The organism is Finegoldia sp. P2-F-LR, assembly GCF_052932265.1.
The window spans coordinates 104188-129265 of sequence record NZ_JBRFJF010000004.1 but is presented as its reverse complement, the minus strand read 5'-3'; the positions used below and the strand labels follow the sequence as shown (position 1 = coordinate 129265).

The following is a 25078-nucleotide window of genomic DNA, read 5'->3' as shown; positions in this document are numbered from 1 at the left end:
AAAAGTTATTAGTATTTGTAACAAAATTTATTAATTCTGATAATAAATAAGCCTGAATTTATAGAAAATTTTTATAAATCATAATAAATTTACACAAATTCAGGCTTTGATTTTTTCTAGAATAATCCTACTACTGTACCGTCATCTAAAACATCGCATTTTTCTGCTGAAGGTACTTTTGGTAAACCTGGCATTGTCATTACAGAACCTAATAGTGCAACAACAAATCCAGCACCTCTTGAGATTTTGAAATCACTTACTGTAATTGTAAATCCAGTTGGAGCTCCGATTAATTTTTTATTATCAGAGAATGAGTATTGAGTCTTAGCCATACATACTGGATAATTGTCTAATCCTAATTCTTTGATTTGTTTTAATTTCTTCTTAGCTTTTGCACTAAATTCTACGCCGTCAGCTCTGTAGATTTCTTTTGCAATTTTTTCAATTTTTTCTTTGATTGGTAATTCAAGGTCATATAAGAATTCAAATTCGTTTTCTTCTTTTGTATTTTCAACAACGTATTCTGCTAATTCTTTTGCGCCTTCGCCACCTTCTGCCCATACATCACAGAAAATAGCTCTTGTTCCGTCTGCTTCAACCAATTCAGTTAATTTCTTAATTTCAGCATCAGTATCATTTGCAAATCTGTTGATTGCCACTACTACTGGAACTTTGTATTTCTTCATGTTTTCAATGTGACGTTTAAGGTTAGCATATCCTTTTTCCAAAGCTTCTACATTTTCAACTTTGTAATCTTCTGCTTCCCCGTGATGTTTTAAAGCTTTGATAGTAGCTACGATACATACCATGTTTGGATGTAAGTCGTTTCTACATTTGATATCGAAGAATTTTTCTGCTCCTAAGTCAGCACCGAAACCTGCTTCTGTAACAACATAATCTCCAAGCTTCAATCCTAATTTTGTAGCTATTAAAGAGTTACATCCGTGTGCAATGTTGGCGAATGGTCCACCATGAATAATTGCTGGAGTGTGTTCTAATGTTTGAACTAAGTTTGGCTTGATAGCTTCTTTCATGATTAATGCTACCGCACCATCAGCTTTAACGTCTTTTGCGTAAACTGGTTTACCTTCTTTATCAAAAGCTATAAGAATATTTCCAACTCTTTCTTTTAAGTCTTTCAAATCTTTTGCAAGACATAAAATAGCCATGATTTCACTTGCGACAGTTATTTCGAAACCATCTTGACGCATAACTCCGTTACCCTTAGTTCCAACACCAATGATTATATCTCTTAATTCACGTTCGTTCATATCCATACATCTCTTAATTAAGATTTGTTTTGGATCGATGTTTAACGCATTACCTTGGTGAATGTGGTTATCCATCATTGCGCAAATTAAGTTGTTTGCAGTAGTGATTGCGTGGAAGTCACCTGTGAAATGCATGTTGATTTCATCCATTGGAACTACTTGTGCATATCCACCACCAGCTGCTCCACCTTTCATACCAAAGTTTGGTCCTAAAGATGGTTCTCTTAAAACTGAAATAGCATTTTTGCCTATTTTATTAAGTCCCATTGCCAAGCCAACATTCATAGTTGTTTTACCTTCTCCTGTTGGAGTTGGGTTAATACTTGTCATCAAAATTAATTTACCATCTTTTTTGTCTTTATTTTTTTCAAAAAGATTTAAATCTAATTTTGCCTTATATCTACCATATTGTTCGTAATCTTCTTCTGTTAATCCCATTTTTTCAGCGATAACGCTGATTTTTTCTAATTTCGCTTTTTGAGCAATTTCTACATCTGTAGCCATAATCATTACCTCCAAATTTATTTATTAGCTATTATCCTAATAACCACTAAGCTATTTATACCCAACTTAATTCAATAATAACACTAAAAAACGCTTTTTCTTATTTTTTTGATAATTATTATTAATTTAACACATTTTTCAAATAAAAAAATAGAACCAATCAAATTAATGATTGGCTCTGAAGTTTATTATTTAATTTTCGCTGCAATTTCTTTTGCCATTTGTCTTAGACCTTGATCGTCTTCATCTTTCATACGACCTTTAGCTTCTACAACAGTTTCTGTTGTTTCGAATTTTCCTTCTTCAACAAATTGTTTTAGATTTTTGACAGCGCCACCGCTCCATCCGAATGATCCAAAAACAGAAACCACATGATTTTTTAATTTTTGCATTTTCAAAATGTTCAATAAATTATTCATTACTGGATATACAGTGTTGTTGTATGTGCAAGATCCTAATACTAATGATTTCTTTTCCCAGCAATTTGAAAGTATATACGATTCATGAGTTTTACTTACATCGAATACTTCGATGTTTCTAACACCTTCGTCTGCTAAATATCTAGCTAATTGGTCTGCCATCAATTCTGTATTTCCATACATTGATGCATAAACTATTACAACTCCTTCATTTACTTCATAAGTTGCCCATTTAGTGTAATCTTCTACAATTCTTGAAGGTTGTTTTCTCCAAATACAACCATGAACAGGACATATTGTTTCAATTTCCAAAGAAGATAATTTGTTAATAGCACGTACAGCCATTTGAGAATATTTTCCAACGATATTTGTATAATATCTTCTGAATTCTGTTCTTCTTAAATCATAATCTAATTCGTCATCAAATATTGCTCCGTCATTAGTTCCAAATCCACCGAAAATATCTTGGGAGAATAAAATTTTATTTTCAGCATCGTAACTAACCATTGATTCTGGCCAGTGAACCATTGCTGTTAAATAGAATGTTAGTTTTCTATCTCCTAAATCTAATTCGTCACCTTCTCCAACTTCGATAAAATGGTCAGAATCAATTTCATAATAATCATTCAACATTGATCTTGTTTTCTTGTTTCCTACGATTTTTATATCTGGATAAAGGTCTAAAATTTGTGGAATTGATCCTGAATGATCTGGTTCTATGTGATGAATTACCAAATAATCTAATTTTCTATCTTTTAAAATCGCTTTAACATTATCTACAAATTCATCACTTTTGCTAATTTTTACAGTGTCCATCAAGCAAGTTTTTTCGCCTGTAAGTAAGTAAGAATTGTAAGCTACTCCATAAGGCAATGGCCACATGTTTTCAAAATATTCTGTTTGTCTGTCATTTACACCCAAGTAATATAAATTTTCTTGGATTTTAATTGGTTCTGTTCCCATATTTCCTCCTATAAATTAACAATTATAAATCATTTTCACCGTAAGTATCCAAAAAGTTATACTTTTCTCCATTATATTCATACCCAAGAATTCTTGATACATCAACATTTTCACTGGATTTAAATATTGAATTTTCTACATTAGTAAATCCTCTATCCGACAATTCTTCAATCAATAGTTTGATTTGTTTTCTCATAGATCCTTCTGTTTTCTTAGTTACAGAACAAGCACAATCTAAGGCTTTTAACCCTGAGTAATTCAACCAACTTTTTACAGATTCTTCTCTAATTAAATACATTGGTCTGATAAGTTCAATCCCTTCAAAGTTATTAGAGTGAAGCTTTGGCATCATAGTTTTATAATTTCCAGAACACAAAACATTCAATAAAATTGTTTCAATTACATCATCAAAGTGATGTCCCAACGCCATTTTATTGCAACCAAGCTCTTTTGCTTTGGAATAAAGCGCACCTCTTCTCATTCTCGCACACATATAACATGGATTGTTCGATGAAATCTTCTCGCTAACACTAAATACATCAGTATCATACATGTGATACGGAATGTTAAGTTTCTCAAAATTTTCTTTTTCAAGTCTAGTGTTTTCTTCGCTATATCCTGGATTCATCGCTATAAATTCAAGATCAAAATTATTCATTCCATGTTTTTGAAGTTCTTGAAATAATTTCGCAAGAAGCAGACTATCCTTGCCACCACTCATACACACGGCTATTTTATCTCCATCTTGAATCAAATCATATTGTTTTATGGCCTTTATAAACTTCGACCAAATGTGTTTTCTATATTTTTTTATAATTGCTCTTTCAACTTCTTGTACAGTTCTTTGCATATATCTCCATTTTTTCTAAATCTACTATGTTACTAGGGCTATATCTTTCAGCTACTTCTAAACTCACAGCTTCTCCAACATCAAGTCCCAAACTCCTCAAATAATCTTCAACAGTACTTAGTGCTTTTCTTGGAGTATTATTCTCCTTACTCAAATGCGCTAATTGAATAACTTCGTGATTTCCTCTTAGAATATCTCCTAATAAGTACGCACACGAATCATTGGACAAATGTCCGTGATCCGACAATATTCTTTGTTTTAATGCTGGAGGATAACTCCCGTACTTTAGCATATCAACATCATGATTTGCTTCAATAAAAAAAAGATTCGAATCTTTAATTTCTTCATACACGCTATCTTCGATAATTCCAGTATCAGTAACTAAAGAAATTTTCTTGTCGTCCTTGCTAATCACATAACCACAACTATTTGCGCTATCGTGACTAGTTTTAATCGGTAAAATATCCAAATCTTTGAAATTAATATGTCTATTATTTTCGAAGATATAAATATTTTTATCATTTATCTTTCCAATCTTGCTATCCATTGCATACCAAGTTTCAGTATTTGCTATAATTGGCAAATCGTATCTTCTACTCAACACGCCAATTCCTTTAATGTGGTCTGAGTGTTCATGAGTCACAAAGATTGCATCTAATTTACTTGGGTCTACGTTTATATATTTAAGTAGGTTTTCAATAGTTTTACCACTAAAACCTGCATCGATTAATATTTTGGAGTGTTCTGTCTCTATATATTCGCTATTTCCGCTTGATCCACTTGATAGCGAACAAAATTTAAAACTCATTCAAAATCCTCCTTGTTTACTATTATAATTGATATTGAGTTTTTTTTAAAGTAAAAAAGATAGTCGGCAAATTTTACCAACTATCTTGAAATTTTTGTTTTATTTTTCGTAAATATTTTTTGTTTTAAAAGATTTCTTATTCTTGAACAAACTTAATTCTGTAACTGGAACTGTTGATAATTCACCAACTCCTACCACAAATGTTAAAAATATGAACGAAGTTTGTGTCCAAAATATTGTAACATCCACCATACTGTGAATCATAACCATAATTATCATTGCAACAATCATTTTGGTGTATTTTTTTGAATAAAGGCTTTTGATTTCTTTGAACAATTGACAGATAATTGGAACCAACAATCCTGCTCCTATCAATCCAAAATTAACCAAAATATCCAAATACAAATTGTGCGAGTGAACAATTGCACGATTTCTTATTGTAGCGTAAATATTGTGTATTCCTAGTGGCCCAACTCCTATTACAAAATTCTTCTTGAAAGCTTCAATAGCACTAATCCAAATAGATTTTCTAAGTCCCATATCAAAACCAATTTTATCAATTCTTGGAATCAAATCCATTCTTCCAGCCGCCACAATTCCAACAAAAGCAAGCGCAAATAAAGAAATAATCGCAATAGTATATTTTCTTTTTTTCATCATAATTGTAAGAGCAAACACCGCTATGAAACTAGCAAACATCGCTCCTCTTGAATCTGTGATTAATAAAGTTAAAACGCTTAAAATCCCAACCACAAAAGAAAATAATCTTTCAAATGATTCTGTCGAAAAATATTTGTACGCACTGATTATCCCAACCAAAGAACAAACCATAGCATAATAATTTGCATTAAAAAAGAATGTTCCAACAGTAGTTCTATTCTCACTGATGTATTTCATAAATTGAGCGTAGTTGAATGAATTGTTCTTCAAAATTATCGAATACTGAGTCAATGTTATCAAAAAGCAAAACGATGCAAACAACATTATAATTATCATACAGTCTTCCATAAATTGTTCTGTCATATTTTTTCTGATAAAGAGCACAAATACGAAAAGCACAAACATTCCGACTGTCGCAAGTATTCCATAAGTATTGTTGAATACAACGCTCACTACTAACGAATAAACAGCGAAGATCAATCCAAACACAGACAGATTAGTCTTGTCAAAAATTTCCTTGAATTTATTTTGATATACAAAATAAAACATATCCACTATCAAAACGCCGATTCCGATATAAAACGGCATAAACATTGCAATAGCGGTCAACAGAATAAATTTTTGATCTGTAGTGTAATCTAATATTCTATTGTAAAAACTTTTCATATTTCACCTCTCATTCGTATCATTACTTATATAATATCAAAAATTCGTTATAATATACGTTTTTTGACAAATCGTAACTATTGACGATGACAAGATATTTTATCAAAAATTTGAGAATTTTGCAATATTTACAATAAAAAATGAGAGATAACCAAAAGCTATCTCTCAAAAATCTAAAATTTATTTATTGCCGATTGTTTCTACCATAACTGCTTTGATAGTGTGCATTCTGTTTTCAGCTTCATCAAATACTTTTGAATATTTGCTGTAGAATACTTCATCAGTTACTTCCATTTCTGACAAGCCAAATTTTTCGTGGATTTCACGACCAACTTTAGTTTCTAAGTTGTGGAAAGATGGTAAGCAGTGTAAGAAGATTACGTTAGGATTTTCAGTCATTTCGATTTTCTTCATATCTACTTGGTAATCTTTAAGCAAGTTGATTCTTTCTTCGAATTGATCTTCTTCACCCATTGATACCCAAACGTCAGTGTAGATTACATCTGCACCTTTTAGGCTATTGAAATCATCAGTAACTGTGATTTTAGCACCAGATTCTTTGGCAATTTCTTGGATAGAGTTCATCATTTCGTTTGATGGATGTAATTCTTTTGGTGCAAGATTTACAAATTCCATACCTAATTTGGCAGCTCCAATCATTAAAGAGTTTGCCATGTTGTTTCTACCATCACCAACATAAACGAATTTAACTTGGTCTAAGTTTTTGTGGATGTTTTCTTTTACAGTTAAAAAGTCTGCTAAGATTTGTGTTGGATGATAAATATCAGTTAAACCATTCCAAACTGGAACTGAAGAATATTTTGCTAATTCTTCTACAGTTGCATGGTCAAATCCTCTAAATTCGATACCATCGTAGAATCTTGATAATACTAAAGCAGAGTCTTTTACAGATTCTTTCTTACCAAATTGGCTATCATTCATACCTAAGAATGTTACATTACCACCTTCATCATAACAAGCAGTTTCAAATGAACATCTTGTTCTAGTAGAAGTTTTTTCAAATAACAAAACAATGTTTTTGCCTTTTAAAGTTTCTCCTACAATACCCATTCTTTTCTTTTCTTTTAATGCAGCACTTACATTTAGTAAATGTTCGATTTCTTCTTTAGTGAAATCTTTTAAAGTTAAAAAATCTCTTCCTTTTAACATAATTACATCTCCCTTTCAAACGGCATACTCATACATCTTGGACCCCCACGTCCTCTAGATAATTCGCCTGATTTAATAGTTCTTATATTTACATCAGCTTCTTGTAGCAAGCTGTTTGTAACATTGTTTCTGTCGTAAACAATAACAGTATTTGGTGCAATCGCCAAAGTATTTGAACCGTCATTCCATTGTTCACGCATTTGATCGATTGGGTTTGTTCCACCACATCTTATAATTTTTACATTATCAACGTGTAAATTTGTAGATAAAATTTCTTCTAATGAACCTTTTTGAACTTCTCTTTGTAAAGTATTATCTTCAAGATACAATTTTTCAACATACAAAGGTCCTTCGATTAGTGGGTGAACCGTAAAAATTCCCTTATCAATCATTGTAAACACAGTGTCCAAGTGCATAAATTCTCTTTTGTTAGGAATTTTGAAAGACAAAACAAATTTAAAATCTGATTTTTCTAATAAATTCTTAGCGAATTTGTCCACACTTTCTTTTTGTGTTCTTTGAGAAATACCAACAGCTACACATTCGCTGTTCAAAATTAAAATATCTCCACCTTCGATAGAAGTGTCTTCTGTTCTATCGTAGATCTTTTCAATATCGTTGAATCTAGAATTATAAGCAAAAATGTATTTTGCATAAAGCGTTTCCCTATTTCTAGTTTCTGACCACATTCTGTTGATACTTACACAATTTCCCACAAAGGAAAATGGATCTCTTGTGAAATACAAGTTAGGCATTGGATTAACAGCTAAAAGTCTTCCGCTTTCGTCGTTAATACCGATTTCATCTAATCTAACTCCTGCCATAGTTTTAAGTATCAATTCTTTCTCATCTGAGATATTTGTAAGTAAATCTCTTAGTAAATTGATTTCATCTGCGGATTTATTTCCCGATTCTTCAAGAAAATCTTCGATAAATTGTTTTCTAACGTCATCTTGTTTAATAGATTCTGCAGCCAAATCTTCTAGGTATAATACTTCAATACCTTCATTACGCATAGTTTCACAGAAAAAATCATGTTCTCTGATAGCATTTTCCAAGTAAGGAAGTTCGTCAAACAATAACTCTTCCATAAAACCAGGAGTCAAATTGTTTAATTCTTCTCCCGGTCTGTGAACTATTACAGATTTTAACTTATCAATCTCAGAGTAAATATTTGGTTTCAATATGTTGCCTCCTTAACTGATTTCCACATAAAATTATAACACATTTACAATAAAAATTAACACAAAAATATCGAAATTTTTTTAATATTAAAATACTTTTTGAAATATGTTAAAATTTTATATAAAATGAGGTAAAAATGATAAAAAGAATTGCAAAAGAAAATGATATAGCAGAAATAATGGAAATTGTTGAAAATGCCAAAATATATATGAAAGAAAACAAAATAAATCAATGGAACGAAAATTATCCCAATGAAGATGTGTTCTTGGCCGATTTGAAAGAAAATAGATTATATGTAGCAGAAATAGATGGAAAAGTTATAGGAATGGCTGTGTTGATCTTGGATGGAGATGCGGATTACAAAAACATTGATGGAAAATGGCTATCTGATGGAAAATACGGAGTAATTCATAGAATCGCAGTAAACCCAGATTACAAATCGCAAAATGTCGCCAAAAATCTATTGGATTTCTTTGAAGATAAATTAAAAGAACTAAACTACGACTCAATTAGAGTAGACACTCACAAAGACAACAAATCCATGCTAAGATTTATTGAGAAAAACGGATTTCAAAAATGTGGGATAGTTTATATAAGAAAAACAGACGAGAGAATAGCATTCGAAAAACCATTGAAATAAAATAAAAATAGCAAACCATTTGCGTGAGGATTGTCCTTAAGTTGGTTTGCTATATTTTATTTACACGTAAAGATGTAAATCTTTTATTCTTTATAAATGACATTCATAAATTAAAGCATCTTCGTCAGGTTCTTCGTAATAATTTTCAACCATATCCGTTTTTTTAAAGTTCATATCTTCAAAAACTTTTTGCATTTTAAAATTAGATTTTCTAGTCTCAGCTTTTATTCTTTTGATCTCATTGCTTGAAGCTATTTTAATTGATTCTTTTAACAATTCATGTGCTATTCCTTGATTTCTGTGTTCAGGATGAGTTGCAATGCTAAATATTTTAAGAAAATCTTTCTCAGAACACCAATTGTAAAGGCATATTAATCCAATTATTTTTCCACTTTCTTCATAACAAAGGTAAATCGTTCTTTTGTCATTTAAAACATCAATTATTTGTTCTCTTGACCAAGCTTCAGATGAAAAACACAAATTTTCAAATTCCACTATCTCATCAATCCTGTCAATTCCTATTTGTACAATCAATTTTATCACTCTCTTATAGTAGCCCTAAGTAGGTTTGCTATTTTTTATTATATGTTCAATTTTAAGTATCAATTTCAGCAAAAAACAAAGTATTAGTTTTTGTATCATAAACTGCAAGTGTAAAATTTAAAGATGAACGTTTTAAAATATTTTGACTCTTATCTTCTTGTCTGTCGATTAACATATAATAACCTTCAGAAATTTCTGGAAAAAGCGATCTGGAATTATGATCCGTCACATAAGATGATGTTTTTTCATCTCCATACATTAAAGTTTTCGTTGTTTTATCCAATGGAAATTTCTTCCAGTTACTATCCGATTTTATCTGATTCAATGTATCGTTACTATCAAATTCAAATGTTATAAATCTTGTTCCATCTCCCATTGCTCCATGATCATCGTATTTCATGATTTGATTTGCTTTAACTAATTTTAAGTTAAGTTCATCAGAGACTCTTGATTTGTCACTTTGCGCACAACTTACCATTAATAATGAAATGATAATGGCAAATAACAAATATCCAATTTTTTTCATAATAAACTCCTTTCAAAATTATTATACAACAAACCTAATGCACAAAAATCTACAAAATTTTAAAGATTTGCACTAAAAAAGCACTTCTATTAAAAATTCTATAATTTTTTCTATTAAAAGTGCTATCTGAATATTATTCTTTTTTGAATGTTGTAGCTTACTATGAACATCAAAGCTTCAGTTATGATTTTTGCCACAAAAACTTTAATTCCTAAGCCTGACAAAATTTTCAACACAACAGTATTCAAGGCCAGTATAAACACTACGAGTGTCACATATTTGATGTATTTTTTTAGGATTTTATCCTTGTTTTTGAATACGTATTTGTTATTCACATAAAAGTTAAACGTGCTTGACACTGCCCTTGCTATTATATTGGACAGCACCAAACTTTGTACGTCTAATTTGTAAACCAACAATAAAAAAGTAAAATAATCCACTAAAAAGCTCAAATAACTTGACGCAGAAAATTTCAGTATGCTTTTGTAGATTTTGACTGAATCTTTTAGTGCATTAAAATGACTTGTTTCATTATTTTCTATATAAATAGTTTCGATAGGAACTTGCATTATGCTTTCAGAATCGAATTCGTAAAGCATATTCATTTCATATTCGTATCTTTCGCCTTCGATTCTTATCATTTTATCAAGATTAGACGTATTAAAAGCTCTGAGTCCTGTTTGCGTGTCCTTGATGTATTTTGATGAACTAGAATAAAATACCATTCTAGTTATAGTATTGCCAAGCAGAGATTTAAGAGGTATTCCTCTTTTCAAATCTCTCACTCCAAGTATTAATTTATCCTGATTTTGTTCAGAATATTCTATCAATTTCAGAATATCCTTAACCAAATGTTGTCCATCCGCATCACTTGTAACCACAGTCCCTGACGCTTGTTGTGCATTCAAATATTTGAATGCAGTTTTAAGTGCAGCCCCTTTTCCCATATTTGTTTGATGCTCAAGAAGAACTATATTATTAAGTTTTGAAAAATCATATTCGCACGGACCGTCTTTAACCACAATTATATTGAGGTGGTTTTTGTTTAAATTTTCCACCAATTTTGTTAGTTTTTCATCTGGTTTGTACGCTGGTATTACAACGTAATTCATAATTCTCCTATCGTTTTTTATTCGTCATCTTCTGGTTCGTAATGAACTATGGATACAAATTTGCCGTTTTTATCTTGAATTTTTCTGATTCTTTTATTAAATTCTAACCTTGTAAGCCACACTATTTTATCGCAACCCAAACATTTTAATTTAATATCTGCTCCAGTTCTTAAAATCTCCCATTTGTTTTCACCACATGGGTGACCTTTTTTTAGTGTTACAATATCATTTACTTTATATTTCATTTTCATCACCTGCTACAAAATAACAATTCAAATCCATTGATTTTGATTTGGCTTTTTCTATGAACTTTTTGATAATTTCTCTTTGATACAAGTATTGAGATTCTGGTTTACAACTACCCCAAATCGTAATAGTCATGGAGTTTTTGTCCATTTTTGTAACGCCTATTAGTTCTGGTTTTTTTACAATATCTGAATACTCATCTACCAATTCATTAGAAATTTCATCTATGATTTCAGTGTATTGATCCAAACTGTACTTGATTGGAACTTCCATTTTAACTTCAATTCTTTGGTTTTCTTTGGATAAATTAGTCACAGTGTTGATTTGACCGTTACTAATCATATGAATAGCTCCGTCAAATCCTCTAATTTTTGTAACTCTAAGTCCCAATTCTTGAACGTTACCTTCAATTCCGTTTATAATCACATGGTCTGTGACTTTGAATTGATTTTCAAGAATCAATGCAAGTCCACTGATTACATCTCTTATTATAAATTGTGCACCAAAACCTATGGCAACCCCACCTATTCCTGCAGTAGCCAATATTTTATCAGTTTTGACACCGAATAAATCTAGGACATGAACTGCACAGAAGAAATAAATAATATATTTAACAGTATTATTTATTAATTTAGTAACTGTGATTTGTCTGCCTTCAATAGATTTTCCCTTTTTCATCAATAATTTATCGAAGCTTTTAGTTAAAATGCTTACGACGATTTGCGTAAGCACGATAATTAGCAGGGATAATAAAATCTTGGCCAACAAATTTAGTTGACCAGCAGAATTATAAAATATTTGATTGAATTTTTCAATATTAAATAACATGAATTATTCTTTTACCTCATTTACAAAAATTACTCCATCTACTTTAAGATACGACCATATCTTAGCGATTGGAAGTTCTTTTTTCAATGCAATCATCTCATCTTTTTTATCAGGATCCAACATAATAGCTAATCCACAACTTTCAGAAATTTCCCTTGGAGTAGGGATAGTTTTAATATCGTATCCCATACTCACAAGTTTACTTTCTGTCATCATTGTAAAATTAACTGATGTAAAAGTTAGTAATATTTTTTCCATTATCTTATAATTACATTTCTGTCTGCTTTTGATAAAGTATCGTAAATTACATACATGTTAGTAACTTCGCCTATCAAAAGTTTTTCTTTTCTATCGTAGAAATCCAAACAAGCGCCACAAGTCATAATCTTTGCACCCTTTTCTTCGATTCTCTTTAAATCGTCGATAACTTCTGAGCCTTCAGTTGTCAAATGTATTCCGTAGTTGAAGAATAAAAGTGTACTTGGTACTTCGTCAGCTTCTGCTACAGAATAAATGTATGATTTAATAAGTGATTTTCCTAATTTTTCATCTCCATCACCCATTTTATCGCTTGAGAATGCTAAAACTAAATTACCGTTAGTTTCTTCAACTTTCTTTTCTGCTCCCTTTTCTTTTACAATAGTAGTTTCAAAGCCATAATCTGTTTCTACATAACTGAATTCGAAACCTTGACCATTTGCGTATTTTTGTAAATTTTCAACGCAGTACATGTCGTCAACTTGTGTCTTAACTGTACCTTCTTCTAATTCATCAAATACATTTTTTGTCATAATAATTGGTCTTGGACAAACTTGTCCTCTTGCATCTACAATTTCCATAATTACCTAATCCTTTCTATTCTGTTATTAAATACTAAATAAAAATCATCTTCTCCTGTTATTGATTTAAGATCCGATGCTTTATATTCCACTAGTTTGGAATCCTCAAACATAAAATACCCATTTTGGTTATATAATATGCAGTTTTTGTCATTAGAATATATTTTAAGTGAATCATCTATTTTAGATTGGCTCACTAAATTCAAATCCTTATCGTAAATTAAAAGTTCTCCAGTTTTTGTAATTACATATACATTTTTATCTGAAACTCCAACATCTTTTGTACCGTCGAATGATTTCGATTTTGTAATTTTAGCTTTGTCAAAAACTTTGATGTATCCATCAAACACTACGATTAATTTGCCCTCAACATATTTCATTCTAAAAATCGGCTTATCTATGAATATATTTTTGTAAACGAGTCCCTTGTCATCGTACATGTAAATCTTAGAAAAAATTCTTCCATCACGCTTTCCTATCGTGCTAAAAGCATAATTTGATTTATCCGACGCTATCAAGCTAGATACTTCGTCTTTCATATCAAAGCTTTCCAAAATTTTCATATTATTAACAATTGAAAATTCATTTTGTGTATCGACAATAATATGGTCTTTGTTTGCAAAAATATAAGAAATATCAGATTTAAAAGATAGCTTCGAATTCACTTTTCCTTTTGTATTATATTGCAACAAATCCTTTTTATCAATCAAATAAAGAAATTTGCCATCAAAATAATAAGGCTTTTTGTCGTCGTAATCTTGTTTTAGAATTAAGTTTTCATTTTGGTACATCAAAATCTTGTTATCGTAGTGAGTTACTACGTAATTCTTCTTCAATACGGTGCTATTTCCAGTGTTAATATTGTATACATTTTTCTTAGAAAACATCATTACTATCAAGATGCATACTAAAAGAGCAACTATTGCTAGAAGAATATAGTTTAAGTTTTCCTTTATTTTATTCATTTTTTTCTCCAAAAACTTCAAGAACTTTCATTCTGGTATCGTATAGTTGTTCATCTTTTACTAAAACAGTGACGATATCTCCTGTTTTCAGTACACTATCTCCATTTGGAACGTATTTTTCGCCATTTGAATCCACTTCTGCAATTAAAGCATCTTTTGGAAAATCAATATCTTTGATTTTTTTATTAGAAACACAATTTTCATATCCAAGTTTAATATCAAACATAGTGAATTTGTCATTAACGCCTTTACCGACAACCCTTTTGTTCAACATTCTCTTCAATAAAATATCGTAAATTGGTTCGAAATTTAATGCCATGCATATAAAATATGCCATGATTGAACAAAATGCCAACCCCAATAAATGAGCCATATTTCCATTCAATTCTAATACCAATACAACACTCAAAAGAGGGCTTCTAACAACAGCTGTCAAAACACAAACCATTGCAAGAACTACAAAATTTGACAAATAAACATCTTGTACAACGCCGAAAGCACTCATCAAATTAAAATAAAATAATCCAGTAATTCCACCTAGAACCAAAACTGGCAAGAAAATTCCGCCTTGAGTTCCAGTTGCATAAGATGTCGATGTCATAAACATTTTGAATAACAAAAGTATTATTAAAAGCAAAAATGAATGGTAATTATGTGTTGCCATGTTTTCTATAAATGAATGTCCGCCACCTAAAATATCTTTGTAGAATAATCCAACTACAGATACAAATACAAAAAATATTGCTATTTTCAAATCTTGTTCAAGCTTAATCTTCGCAAATACATCTTGGAAAAACGTGATTGAATAATTAAATAGTTTCCCAACGGCGCAGCAAAGTATAATCATCGGAATAATCAATAAATAGTATTTTGTTGGCAGTGCATAGGTCATTCCAAACGAAAACACTGGTTTGATTTTGAAAACCCAAACTGCAATAACATCTGCAATAACCGCTGCTGCAAAACTTATTGCAACTACTTTTTTTGAAAAAGATTTGTGAAGTTCTTCCAATATGAAAACAAGACCTGAAATTGGTGCTGAAAAAGCAGCTGAAAGACCTGCCGCAGCTCCTGCAGTTAAATACAATTTCTCATCCGTTTTGCTTTTTCCAAATTTTTCTGATAGCCACTTAGCACTACTAGCTCCCAATTGAATTGAAGGGCCTTCTCTTCCCAAAGAAAGTCCCACTAATGAGGCAATTGCTCCTCCTACAATTTTGGAAACAGTAACTCTGAAACTATTTTGGTTAAATGCTCCAATAAGTTCTCCCTGAACTTGTGGAATACCACTACCACCAGAAAGTGGAGCCCATTTAAGTAATTTGCTAACCACAATTCCTAGGACAAATGATACTGCGATAATTAAAATAGCTCTTGGAAAGCTGTTGTTAGAATAAACGGCATTTCTAACCACTTCTAATTTACTTAACAAATATCTGTAAAAGACAGCCAGTCCACCTGAAAATACTCCGATGGATAAACTTCCTAAGAAAAGCGACATAGAAGAGCCTATTTTAAACTTTTTTTTCATTAAATAATCACGCTTTCTAAAAATTCTCTAAATCTGTCGATATTATATGTAATTGAAATGTACGTTTCAATGCCCTCTCCTTCAATCAAATTATTTTCTTCATCAATTTTTAAATTTGTTTGTGCATAAATAAAATGATCTTTTTTGGAGTATGCGTACAACAAGAACAAATCTTCAATTAGTTTTTCTGATGATTCATCAAACATTTCATTCAAAATATCAGTATAATCATTTTTGTTAAATGTGTCATTCGTAATCATAAACACACTTTTACCATTTAATACATTCAAATCGCTGTTTTCTGATTTGACATATTTATCGTACATGAAAATATCATCTAATGATTCAAGAGCCTCAGTGTTTTCCGCAAAAAATTCTGACAAATATTTCATGTTAGAGAAATTCAGCAAATCAATATTTTTAAAATCACCTAAAAATCTTGATAATACGACATCATTTTCACTCATAAAATCTTTCAAAAATACAACTTCTACATCCCAATCCAAATTATCCATCAAATCTAGAACGTTATTATTTACATCAGATTCTATTGTGATTAAAGATATTTCAAAAATTTCTATATTATTCAAAATTACGAGTAAATCCATAGCTTGTGTACTAGATTCAAAATTCACCCACAATTTTTTATAGTCTTTTTTATTAAAATTTTCCATATTTTACATTTATCTCCATAATTTCTATATAATTAACATATATACTGTAATTAGTGGATAACCACTTATGTGTATTTTATTATATCAAAACACATAATATTTTAAAAATTAAATGGAGGAAAATATGGATTACAATTTAATTAACACAGAGTTATCTCAATTGTTGAGAGAAACTTATCGTAAAACAGACGCTTTATTGGCACCAATTTCAGATAAATACGGATTAACTATTATGAAAGTTAAAACTTTATTTGAATTAGGCAAAAATGATGATTTGACTATCGGTGATATCGGAGTTTTAGTTGGTATGGCTGGTGGAAACATCTCTAACTTGTGTAAAGCACTAGAAAAAGAAGGATATGTTTCAAGAAAAAGATCTGAAAAAGACGAAAGAATTGTTACTGTTCGCTTGACAGAAAAAGGTAAGAAAATCATCAACAATATCGTTGAAGAAATTTCTGAAAAATACAAAAAACAAATTAAATTAACTAACGAAGAATACAATAGTATTATCAAAAGTTTGAATTTATTAAACGAAAAATTAAACGTTGAATTAATGTAGTGGCAAAATATGAAAGAAAACAAGCAAAATAAGAAGAAGATAATAATTTATTATCTTTTAGCTATAGTTCTTTATGCTGTGGTTGCCGGCTTGCTTTTCCCTACTTTTTCAAAAACAAAAGAAGAAGAAGTACCTTATAATAAATTTATCGAAATGCTCGATAAAGGAGAAGTTAAAGAGGTAAAAATATTAGACACTCATATCAATTTCAAAGCAAAGGATAAAAACAACGTCATTTATAAAGCAGGTTTGATTAGAGACGAAAAATTAGTCGATCGTCTATTGGAAAGCAAAGTCCAATTTTCAAGCGACATACCTAGTAAATACGCACCACTTTTATCAATTTTCTTGCAATTTGTCTTGCCATTTATAATAATATTTGGATTCTTGCAATTAGCAATGAGCCAAGCTACTAAGAAAATGGGAGGCAACGCATTACAATTTGGTAAGAGCAACGCAAAAATTTACGTTGAAAGTCAAACTGGCAAGAAATTTACAGATGTTGCTGGTCAAGAAGAAGCCAAGGATGCTTTGTTGGAAGTTGTTGACTTCTTGCACGATCCAAAAAGATACAACGAAATTGGTGCAGTGTTGCCAAAGGGTGTTTTATTAGTGGGTCCTCCTGGAACTGGTAAGACTTTGCTTGCACAAGCTGTTGCTGGTGAGGCAAAAGTTCCATTCTTTTCAATGAGTGGTTCAGAATTCGTTGAAATGTTTGTAGGATTAGGAGCTAGTAAAGTTCGTGATTTGTTCAAACAAGCAGCAGAAAAAGCTCCTTGTATTGTATTCATCGACGAAATCGATGCAATCGGTAAGAGACGTGATACTGCAGGAATTTCTGGTAACGACGAAAGAGAACAAACTCTTAACCAATTATTAAATGAAATGGACGGTTTCAGTGGGAATTCAGGAGTTGTTATACTCGCTGCTACTAATAGACCTGAAATTTTAGACCCAGCACTTACTAGACCTGGTAGATTTGACAGACAAATTCCTGTTGAACTTCCAGATTTACAAGGACGTATCGATATTCTTAAAGTTCACGCGCGTAAAATCAAAATCGAAAAAGATTTGGATTACAAAGCTGTTGCTTTGATGACAGCAGGTACAAGTGGTGCTCAATTGGCAAATATAGTCAATGAAGCTGCACTAAGAGCTGTTAGAATGGGAAGAAATATCGTAACACAAGAAGATTTGATAGAATCTGTTGAAGTTGTAATAGCTGGTCAACAAAGAAAAGGCACAGTTATAACTCCAAAAGAAAAAGAACTTATAGCTTATCACGAAGTTGGACACGCATTAGTTGCTGCAATGCAATCACATTCCGCCCCAGTTACTAAGATTACAATTATTCCTAGAACAAGCGGTGCGTTGGGCTACACAATGCAAGTAGATCAAGAAGAAAAATTCCTCATGAACAAAGAAGAACTATTTAACATGATAGTTACATTAACAGGAGGAAGAAGTGCAGAAGAAGTTGTGTTTAACACAAGAACTACTGGAGCTTCAAATGATATAGAAAAAGCTACAAAAATCGCTCGTGCGATGGTCACTCAGTACGGTATGACTGACGAATTCGACATGATGAGTTTGGAAACTACAAACTCAAAATATCTTGGCGGTGGCAATACTTTAGCTGCAAGTGATCATAAAGCAGGTCAAATAGATAATAAAGTAGAATCTATAATAAAAGCTGCTCACGAAAAAGCTAGAAATATTTTAACTGAAAACATCGATAAACTTCACGAAATTTCAAAATTCTTGCTAGAAAAAGAAACTATCACTGGAGAAGAATTCATGGAAATTCTTAATCTTGAAGATGAAAAGAAATCTGAAATAGATGAAAACACAGTGAAAAAAGAAGAAGTCGACGATACTACAGTTAGCGATTTATAAAAATAAAAACATTCTCTATTTTGAGTTTTGCTCAATATTAGAGAATGTTTTTTTGATTTATTATTTCATTTTATTGTTGAAATGAGATTTTAAGATGAAATAAAATGCCGCAAATAAAACCGCTCCTGCTGCAAAAATCACCCAAGTGATTTCCCATCTGTTCGTATACAAACTAACTGCAAGGTATACTGCTGTGATTATTAGCCAATAAGCTGTAACATATCCGCTCATCTTTTCTCTCAATTTTTTATTTTTCATAGTGTAATCTTCTACTTGAAGTAACATGTTATAACTTGATATCACAGAAAGCTTTTTGATTAAAATATTAGTAGCTACTGATACAATAATTAACAACAATATTACAGACGATAATTGCAATACTTCGCTTTCTGATATAGATACAAGTATGACAGGAATCACACATAATATATACATTATTATCACAGCGGCTATTGCTTTATTATCTTTTTGTTCTCTTTCTTCCTTTTTCTTTTCAACTAATCCTTTTACGCCATATGATAAATTAAATGATTCTTTTGAAATAAAGTCATATTTTTCAATTAAATTCGCCTTCACTATCAATTTATATACACCAAAAGCAATTATAAGAAATAATACAACAATTCCTCCTATGACGAAAAAATCTTCGCTCTTAACATTTGTTGTTAATGCTATGATTTGAGATACCAAAACTGCAACAGGAGATATTATGAATAAGCTTATGCTCTCAGCAACGTTATTTGAATATTCTTCATATGCACTCATAAAATCATTAGCATCTTCTACACTAATTGTCTTCTTAGCCTCCAACTCTTCGACAGTATCATCCGAATATTCAATATCATCAATTTCATCCTTTAATAAATAGTCTGTTTTTACTCCAAAAACATCACTCAATTGAATAATCTTATTAATATCTGGAATTGAGTTTCCCATTTCCCATTTCGATACAGATTGTCTGCTAACTCCTAATTTTTCTGCCAATTCTTCTTGTGTTAGATTATTCTTTTTTCTAAGAAGAATTATCTTGTCACTTAATATCATTTCAAACCTCCTTGAATTTTTGTTAATTTAATTTTATGAAATCTTGCAGTTGATTGCTACAAACTTTGATTTGAAATTACGCAACTACCGGTTGCATTTATGATATTTCCGTCATTTATGAAAAAAACTAGCCCCAAACGAGCTAGTTTTATAAGTTTTATAAAGTTTCTATTTTTTCTGTAATATTTTCCAAATAATTTGTTTCGACTTCACTTATCTTTCCAGTTTCAGTTAATTTTGAAATCTCTGGATTAATTGGAAGTTTGCAAACTGTATCGATATTTTCTTCTTGTGCAATTTTATCAACAGTGCTTGTTCCGAAAACTTCGATGTGTTTTCCACAGTCAGGGCATTCCAAGTAGCTCATATTTTCAACTAATCCTATGACTTTTTTGCCCATCATTTTTGCCATGTGCAATGCTTTTTTTACAATTATTTCGACAAGTCCTGATGGAGACATCGCTACAACAATTCCTTTAATCGGAATTGATTGAAATACTGTCAATGGAACATCACCAGTTCCTGGTGGCATATCCACAAACAAATAATCTAAATCTCCCCAATTTACATCTTGATAAAATTGTTTAACAACGCCCGCGATTACAGGTCCTCTCCAAATTACTGCATCATCGTCTTTTGGAAGCATCAAATTCATTGAGATAACTTTGATTCCATTAGATGTCGTAACTGGGTTGATGTGACCCTCAGCGTCAGCTGTCGCCTTTTCAGTTAATCCAAAATATTTCGGAATAGATGGTCCTGTAATATCACCATCCATGATACCAACTTTATATCCTTTTTTTGCCATTTCGTTTGCCAATAGACATGTGACAAGGCTTTTTCCTACCCCGCCTTTACCACTTACTATTCCAACGATGTTTTTTATATTACTTCCTGTATTTGATTCGATCAAAAAATTAGGAACTTTTCTTTCTGTCATAATTTCACCCCATTAAAAATTATACCTAAATATTCTCACATAATTTATTAATGTGTCAAGTTTTTGAAGAAATTCTTAATTTTGTCGAATAAATTTATTCTTTTACTATCATTATTATCTTGGTTTGCATTATTATTGCATTTTGAGTTAATAACTCTGTCATCATCATTAACTTCTGATTTTTGTTTTTCAGAATTTTCTTTTGCAATATTTATCAATATTTCTTGCGCATTCTTATTCTCAGTATTTTCAATTCTTGAGTATGATTTGTCCGGATTTAATTTTCTGATTTTAGTATCATCATCAAACATTATATCCATAAAATTTAAAATTCTGTGCTTAATAAAATCATCGTAAATTGGAACTGCAACTTCAACTCTTTTTCTAATATTTCTAGTCATGAAGTCTGCCGATGAAATGTATAGTTTGCAATTTTCAGCCTTTCCAAATTGATAAATTCTATGATGTTCCAAAAACCTACCTACAACTTGATAAACATTGATGTTTTCAGTCTTATCTTTTATTCCCGGAACCAAACAACAAATTCCCCTCACCATCAAATCAATCTTTACACCCTTACAAGATGCTTTAGATAGTTTATCGATTAATTTTCTGTCTGAAATGGAATTCATTTTGATTCTAATATAACCATCATCAGAAACCTTAGCTTTCTCTATTTGCTCATTGATTAATTTTTCTAGTCCAACTTGCATAGAATGAGGACTAACCATCAAATGTTTGTACTCACCATTCAAATTTCCTAACAAAAAATTATCGAAAAGTTCCTTCGCATCTTCACCTATTTCTTGTCTTGTTGTCATATACGAAAAATCGGTGTAGAGTTTCGCTGTTTTTTCGTTATAATTTCCTGTTCCAATTTGTGTTATATAAGAAATTTTTTCATCTTTTATCTTAGTAATCAGACAAACCTTAGAATGACACTTGTAATGGTCAAATCCATAAATAATTCTACAACCAGCATTTTCTAACCTAGATGACCACAAAATATTATTCTCTTCATCAAATCTCGCTCTCAATTCCATAAGAACTACGACCTCTTTGCCGTTTTCAGCCGCTTTTATCAAGGCTTTAGTGATTTCAGAATTCTTTGCCAACCTGTAAATTGTAATCTTGATGGAAACTACCGACTCATCTTCAGCAGCCTCATTCAAAAGTCTTATGAATGGATCAATTGATTCATAAGGAAAAGAAAGAAACAAATCCTTATCGTAAACTTGTTCTATGACAGATTTTTCTTTTGATATCATCGAAGAATCTTGTGGAGAAAATTCTTCATAAGTATATTTCTGAATTACATCCTTTGGCATATCGTATACCAAATCAAACAAAAATCCACATCTCATTGGACTTTTTGTGACAAACATACGATGTTGTGTCAAATTCAAGTTTTTCAACAAAAAATCCTTAGTATCATCATTAGGAAATTCATTAATTTCGAGTCTTACAGGTCTCAATCTTTTTCTGAGTTTTATCATCTTCTTCATATAAGATCTGTAATCATCGTCTAATTCTAAGTCTTCATCATCATAATCGATGTCAGCATTTCTGGTTACAGACAAAATGTATTTTGATTGACATTCATAATTATCGAATATTTCTTGACCAAATTCTCTTATGATATCCTCAATTAGAACAACTTTAGTGTCAGATAGTTTAAAGTATCTTTTAATTTTATCTGGAATTTGGATCAATCCCATAAATTGTTTTTTGCTCTTAGATTGAGAAGTCAGTTGAAACAAAACTACAATAGCTAAATTAGGAATTTGAGGAAATGGATGAACCCTGTCTACAATTTGAAAGCTCAATACAGGAGCAATGGTAGAATTAAAGTAATAATAAACAAGCCTTTTTTCTTTATAATCCAAATCATCAACTTTACAAATATTTACATTTTCTTTTTGTAAATCTTTTTTTAAATCTTCATAAACAGAATCTTTTTTCTCATACAGCTTTTTAGATTCATCCATGATACAATCTAATTGCTCTTGTGCATTCATCAAAGTCTTATTGTCAATAACTTTCTTTTTCATATCGTTGATATCAGTAAGACTACCCACTCTAACCATGAAAAACTCTTCAAAATTAGTATCAAAAATAGAAAAAAACTTCAACCTTTCAAATAATTCTACATTCTTTTCAGATGCTTCCTCAAGAACTCTTTGGTTAAATTTCAACCACGATAGTTCCCTATTTTGCGTAAACGAAATATCGTACATTTTATCCCCTTCCTAAAATTCTATGATAAACAAAACCTTCTCTAATTCCTGTCATGCTAATTCTAATAATATCGGCATAAAAATATTTAGAAATTCTATACAAAATAATCATTCCTGGAATTAATGTGTGAACCCTATCCGCCTTAACTTTTAAAATAAGCTTCATTTTTTCCCTATCAGGCATACTCATGAGTGTATTAATCAATTTTTTTAGTCCATCCATCGTAATAATCACATTACCAGACTCTTTGTCATAAATTTCATTGTATAATTTCAGACAAGCACGAGCAGTTCCTCCGACCGCACACACGATATCGTGTTGTACTCTGTTGAGATTATTAGAAGCAAGCATTAATTTGATATCATCTTCTAACAATTTCTTCTCATCATTTGTCATAAACAAATTTTTTGAAAAATTATCGAATGCTACAAGCGATCCGATATTTAAACTTGAAGTTCTAACAACTTTTCCTTGTTCGAAAACTACTATTTCGCTACTTCCTCCTCCTATATCAGTAAGAATTCCACTTTTTGAATCAATTCCCGCACCTAAAAAAGATAACTTAGCCTCTTCTTCTCCACTTATTAGCTCAATATCCATTCCAACTTCTGTTCTAACCCTCTCAATTATCTCTCGTCTATTAGAAGAATTTCTAATTGACGCCGTAGCAATTGCAAAGGTTTTTGAAATATCTTCGAAATTTGATATTAAATTCTTGAATTCATTTAAAGTATTGATTAGTTTTTGAATGCCGTGCTCATTCATGACTCCTTTTTCAATGAACGATGCTAAAGATGCTGTGGACTTTTCATTAAAAAGATTTTTTACAGAATCTTTAATCACCTTATATACTGATAATCTTATTGTATTTGAACCTATATCTATGACTGCATAAATCATTAATAACACCTCTTTATTTAATTTTACTATATCTTATCTGTTTTCATAAGTGTTTTACAATAAATTTTCAAATTATTTACGTTAATTTTACAATTTATCAAATATTTTTTACGATCTATGTTTAAAATTGGATAACCGAGGGTATAAATAAAACTGTAAGAAATTATAACTAACAAGGAGGTATTATATATGGGAATTTTATCATGGATTATAGTAGGAGCATTAGCAGGATGGTTAGGATCTAAAATAACTGGTAATGATGCAAGTATGGGAGCAGGCGCTAACATTCTTTGCGGTATTGTCGGAGCTACAATTGGTGGCTGGGTAATGAGCATTATCGGAAAAAGCGGAGTAAATGGTTTTAACATTTACAGCATCTTAGTTGCAATATTAGGTTCAGTAATCCTACTATCTATAATAAACGCAATCAAAAAGAAAAAATAAATAGAATTTTCTGTAGTATGTCAACTAGGGCATACTACTTTTTTTGTTTCCTTTAATTCAGTAATTATAATAATTATCTGCTTGATATTTGAAAATTCTTGTATTATTGTTAACTATGTAAAAATTTGACAAATTTAAATTATCATATTATAATTTAACAATATGATATATGGAGAGTTGTCCGAGTTGGCCGAAGGAGCATGATTGGAAATCATGTAAACATTAACGTGTTTCAAGGGTTCGAATCCCTTACTCTCCGCCATGCACTAGATGGGGAATTAGCGATGCCCTGTAACCTGCAATCGCTACAGCAGGATCGAATTCCCGAGCGCGGGATTAAAAGTGTTGGTATGAACTTAAAAAGTGGTGTTGAGAAGTGGGTCTCACGCAACAGGAACCTGTGAACCTGGTCAGGATCGGAAGGTAGCAGCCATAAGCAGTTATTTCTGTGTGATGTGAGGGTGCCTATTTTGAGCTAACTATTAGGAATCGCCTCCGCTTTTTCTAACAGACTCGGGTGTGCTTACATATTTACCAGATTTATCTGGTAATTTTTTTTGCATTTTTTTAAATACAATTCACTTTTTAATTTTCTTGTTTAATTTTCAAGTTTTGAATACTTACTTTTTAAATTCCCATTTATTTTCTCATATT

At 31.0% G+C, this 25078-nt stretch carries 25 protein-coding genes, 1 tRNA gene and 1 other RNA gene; 6 read left to right on the top strand and 21 right to left on the bottom strand.

Translation table 11 applies throughout. The annotated features are described in order from the left end of the window. Nucleotides 1-116 precede the first annotated feature (116 nt). From ACU68W_RS03790 to ACU68W_RS03760, 7 genes are all read right to left on the bottom strand, one after another. A complete protein-coding gene (locus ACU68W_RS03790; protein ID WP_257993169.1) occupies nt 117-1781 on the bottom strand; it encodes a formate--tetrahydrofolate ligase in 1665 nt (554 codons plus the stop codon). A gap of 182 nt (nt 1782-1963) precedes the next feature. Then, nucleotides 1964-3157: an FprA family A-type flavoprotein gene (locus ACU68W_RS03785; RefSeq protein ID WP_094205412.1), complete on the bottom strand. Its 1194-nt coding sequence runs from the start codon at nt 3155-3157 to the stop codon at nt 1964-1966. Between the two features lie 22 nt (nt 3158-3179). Next, nucleotides 3180-4007: a tRNA 2-thiocytidine biosynthesis TtcA family protein gene (locus ACU68W_RS03780; RefSeq protein WP_094205411.1), complete on the bottom strand. Its 828-nt coding sequence runs from the start codon at nt 4005-4007 to the stop codon at nt 3180-3182. Then, on the bottom strand, nt 3982-4815 hold the full coding sequence (locus tag ACU68W_RS03775) for an MBL fold metallo-hydrolase (RefSeq protein ID WP_094205410.1): 834 nt from the start codon (nt 4813-4815) through the stop codon (nt 3982-3984). Before ACU68W_RS03775 ends, ACU68W_RS03780 begins: the two co-directional genes overlap by 26 nt. Nucleotides 4816-4914: 99 nt before the next feature. Further along, the gene (locus ACU68W_RS03770) at nt 4915-6141 is read right to left on the bottom strand and encodes an O-antigen ligase family protein (RefSeq protein ID WP_094205409.1); all 1227 of its coding nucleotides are present in this window, start codon (nt 6139-6141) and stop codon (nt 4915-4917) included. Nucleotides 6142-6321: 180 nt separating this feature from the next. Further along, nucleotides 6322-7311, bottom strand: a complete 990-nt coding sequence (argF, locus tag ACU68W_RS03765; protein WP_102164364.1) for an ornithine carbamoyltransferase — start codon at nt 7309-7311, stop codon at nt 6322-6324. Nucleotides 7312-7313: 2 nt separating this feature from the next. Beyond that, the gene (locus tag ACU68W_RS03760) at nt 7314-8495 is read right to left on the bottom strand and encodes an arginine deiminase (protein ID WP_278735618.1); all 1182 of its coding nucleotides are present in this window, start codon (nt 8493-8495) and stop codon (nt 7314-7316) included. 137 nt (nt 8496-8632) lie between these two features. Here ACU68W_RS03760 and ACU68W_RS03755 point away from each other — a divergent pair, with 137 nt between their 5' ends. After that, nucleotides 8633-9136 (top strand): GNAT family N-acetyltransferase, encoded by a 504-nt coding sequence (locus tag ACU68W_RS03755; RefSeq protein ID WP_306479306.1) that lies wholly within the window; start codon nt 8633-8635, stop codon nt 9134-9136. A gap of 90 nt (nt 9137-9226) precedes the next feature. On the opposite strand, the gene rimI is transcribed toward ACU68W_RS03755, so the two are convergent. The 10 genes from rimI to ACU68W_RS03705 form a co-directional block, all read right to left on the bottom strand. After that, entirely contained in the window at nt 9227-9670 is a 444-nt protein-coding gene (gene rimI, locus ACU68W_RS03750; RefSeq protein WP_306479305.1) for a ribosomal protein S18-alanine N-acetyltransferase, read from the bottom strand. A gap of 61 nt (nt 9671-9731) precedes the next feature. Further along, nucleotides 9732-10205 (bottom strand): hypothetical protein, encoded by a 474-nt coding sequence (locus tag ACU68W_RS03745; protein ID WP_278735621.1) that lies wholly within the window; start codon nt 10203-10205, stop codon nt 9732-9734. 122 nt (nt 10206-10327) lie between these two features. After that, complete coding sequence (locus ACU68W_RS03740) at nt 10328-11317, bottom strand: GtrA family protein (RefSeq protein ID WP_446756140.1); 990 nt, start codon at nt 11315-11317, stop codon at nt 10328-10330. A 17-nt stretch (nt 11318-11334) separates the two neighbouring features. Next, nucleotides 11335-11562 (bottom strand): DUF951 domain-containing protein, encoded by a 228-nt coding sequence (locus ACU68W_RS03735; protein ID WP_373276985.1) that lies wholly within the window; start codon nt 11560-11562, stop codon nt 11335-11337. After that, on the bottom strand, nt 11552-12391 hold the full coding sequence (locus tag ACU68W_RS03730) for a mechanosensitive ion channel family protein (RefSeq protein ID WP_446756139.1): 840 nt from the start codon (nt 12389-12391) through the stop codon (nt 11552-11554). The genes ACU68W_RS03735 and ACU68W_RS03730 overlap by 11 nt, the downstream gene beginning before the upstream one ends. 3 nt (nt 12392-12394) lie before the next feature. Continuing rightward, the gene (locus ACU68W_RS03725) at nt 12395-12649 is read right to left on the bottom strand and encodes a DUF3343 domain-containing protein (protein WP_002835422.1); all 255 of its coding nucleotides are present in this window, start codon (nt 12647-12649) and stop codon (nt 12395-12397) included. Further along, nucleotides 12649-13230 (bottom strand): sulfurtransferase-like selenium metabolism protein YedF, encoded by a 582-nt coding sequence (gene yedF / locus ACU68W_RS03720; RefSeq protein WP_094205400.1) that lies wholly within the window; start codon nt 13228-13230, stop codon nt 12649-12651. Before yedF ends, ACU68W_RS03725 begins: the two co-directional genes overlap by 1 nt. Before the next feature lie 2 nt (nt 13231-13232). Further along, nucleotides 13233-14195, bottom strand: coding sequence for a hypothetical protein (locus ACU68W_RS03715; protein WP_446756138.1), 963 nt, complete (start codon nt 14193-14195; stop codon nt 13233-13235). Then, a complete protein-coding gene (locus ACU68W_RS03710) occupies nt 14188-15726 on the bottom strand; it encodes a chloride channel protein (RefSeq protein WP_446756137.1) in 1539 nt (512 codons plus the stop codon). The genes ACU68W_RS03715 and ACU68W_RS03710 overlap by 8 nt, the downstream gene beginning before the upstream one ends. Further along, nucleotides 15726-16400, bottom strand: coding sequence for a hypothetical protein (locus tag ACU68W_RS03705; protein ID WP_102164357.1), 675 nt, complete (start codon nt 16398-16400; stop codon nt 15726-15728). The genes ACU68W_RS03710 and ACU68W_RS03705 overlap by 1 nt, the downstream gene beginning before the upstream one ends. Nucleotides 16401-16524: 124 nt before the next feature. On the opposite strand from ACU68W_RS03705, the gene ACU68W_RS03700 reads away from it, so the two are divergent. Both ACU68W_RS03700 and ftsH read left to right on the top strand, forming a co-directional pair. Further along, on the top strand, nt 16525-16962 hold the full coding sequence (locus ACU68W_RS03700; protein WP_035109253.1) for a MarR family winged helix-turn-helix transcriptional regulator: 438 nt from the start codon (nt 16525-16527) through the stop codon (nt 16960-16962). A gap of 9 nt (nt 16963-16971) precedes the next feature. Then, the gene (ftsH, locus tag ACU68W_RS03695) at nt 16972-18858 is read left to right on the top strand and encodes an ATP-dependent zinc metalloprotease FtsH (RefSeq protein ID WP_446756136.1); all 1887 of its coding nucleotides are present in this window, start codon (nt 16972-16974) and stop codon (nt 18856-18858) included. Between the two features lie 60 nt (nt 18859-18918). Here the strand turns inward: ftsH and ACU68W_RS03690 are convergent, their stop codons facing one another. The 4 genes from ACU68W_RS03690 to ACU68W_RS03675 form a co-directional block, all read right to left on the bottom strand. Further along, nucleotides 18919-19902 (bottom strand): helix-turn-helix domain-containing protein, encoded by a 984-nt coding sequence (locus ACU68W_RS03690; RefSeq protein WP_102164355.1) that lies wholly within the window; start codon nt 19900-19902, stop codon nt 18919-18921. A gap of 157 nt (nt 19903-20059) precedes the next feature. Continuing rightward, complete coding sequence (locus ACU68W_RS03685) at nt 20060-20842, bottom strand: Mrp/NBP35 family ATP-binding protein (RefSeq protein ID WP_094206896.1); 783 nt, start codon at nt 20840-20842, stop codon at nt 20060-20062. Between the two features lie 47 nt (nt 20843-20889). Continuing rightward, nucleotides 20890-23079, bottom strand: a complete 2190-nt coding sequence (locus ACU68W_RS03680; protein ID WP_446756135.1) for an RNA degradosome polyphosphate kinase — start codon at nt 23077-23079, stop codon at nt 20890-20892. Nucleotide 23080: 1 nt separating this feature from the next. Beyond that, on the bottom strand, nt 23081-23980 hold the full coding sequence (locus ACU68W_RS03675; RefSeq protein WP_094223271.1) for a Ppx/GppA phosphatase family protein: 900 nt from the start codon (nt 23978-23980) through the stop codon (nt 23081-23083). A gap of 189 nt (nt 23981-24169) precedes the next feature. Between ACU68W_RS03675 and ACU68W_RS03670 the strand changes: the two genes are divergently transcribed. The 3 genes from ACU68W_RS03670 (at nt 24170) to ffs (ending at nt 24949) form a co-directional block, all read left to right on the top strand. Next, nucleotides 24170-24424 (top strand): GlsB/YeaQ/YmgE family stress response membrane protein, encoded by a 255-nt coding sequence (locus ACU68W_RS03670; RefSeq protein ID WP_094223270.1) that lies wholly within the window; start codon nt 24170-24172, stop codon nt 24422-24424. Nucleotides 24425-24595: 171 nt separating this feature from the next. After that, nucleotides 24596-24686, top strand: a tRNA-Ser gene (locus tag ACU68W_RS03665). Then, nucleotides 24686-24949, top strand: an RNA gene (gene ffs / locus ACU68W_RS03660) — signal recognition particle sRNA large type. Before ACU68W_RS03665 ends, ffs begins: the two co-directional genes overlap by 1 nt. Nucleotides 24950-25078 lie beyond the last annotated feature (129 nt).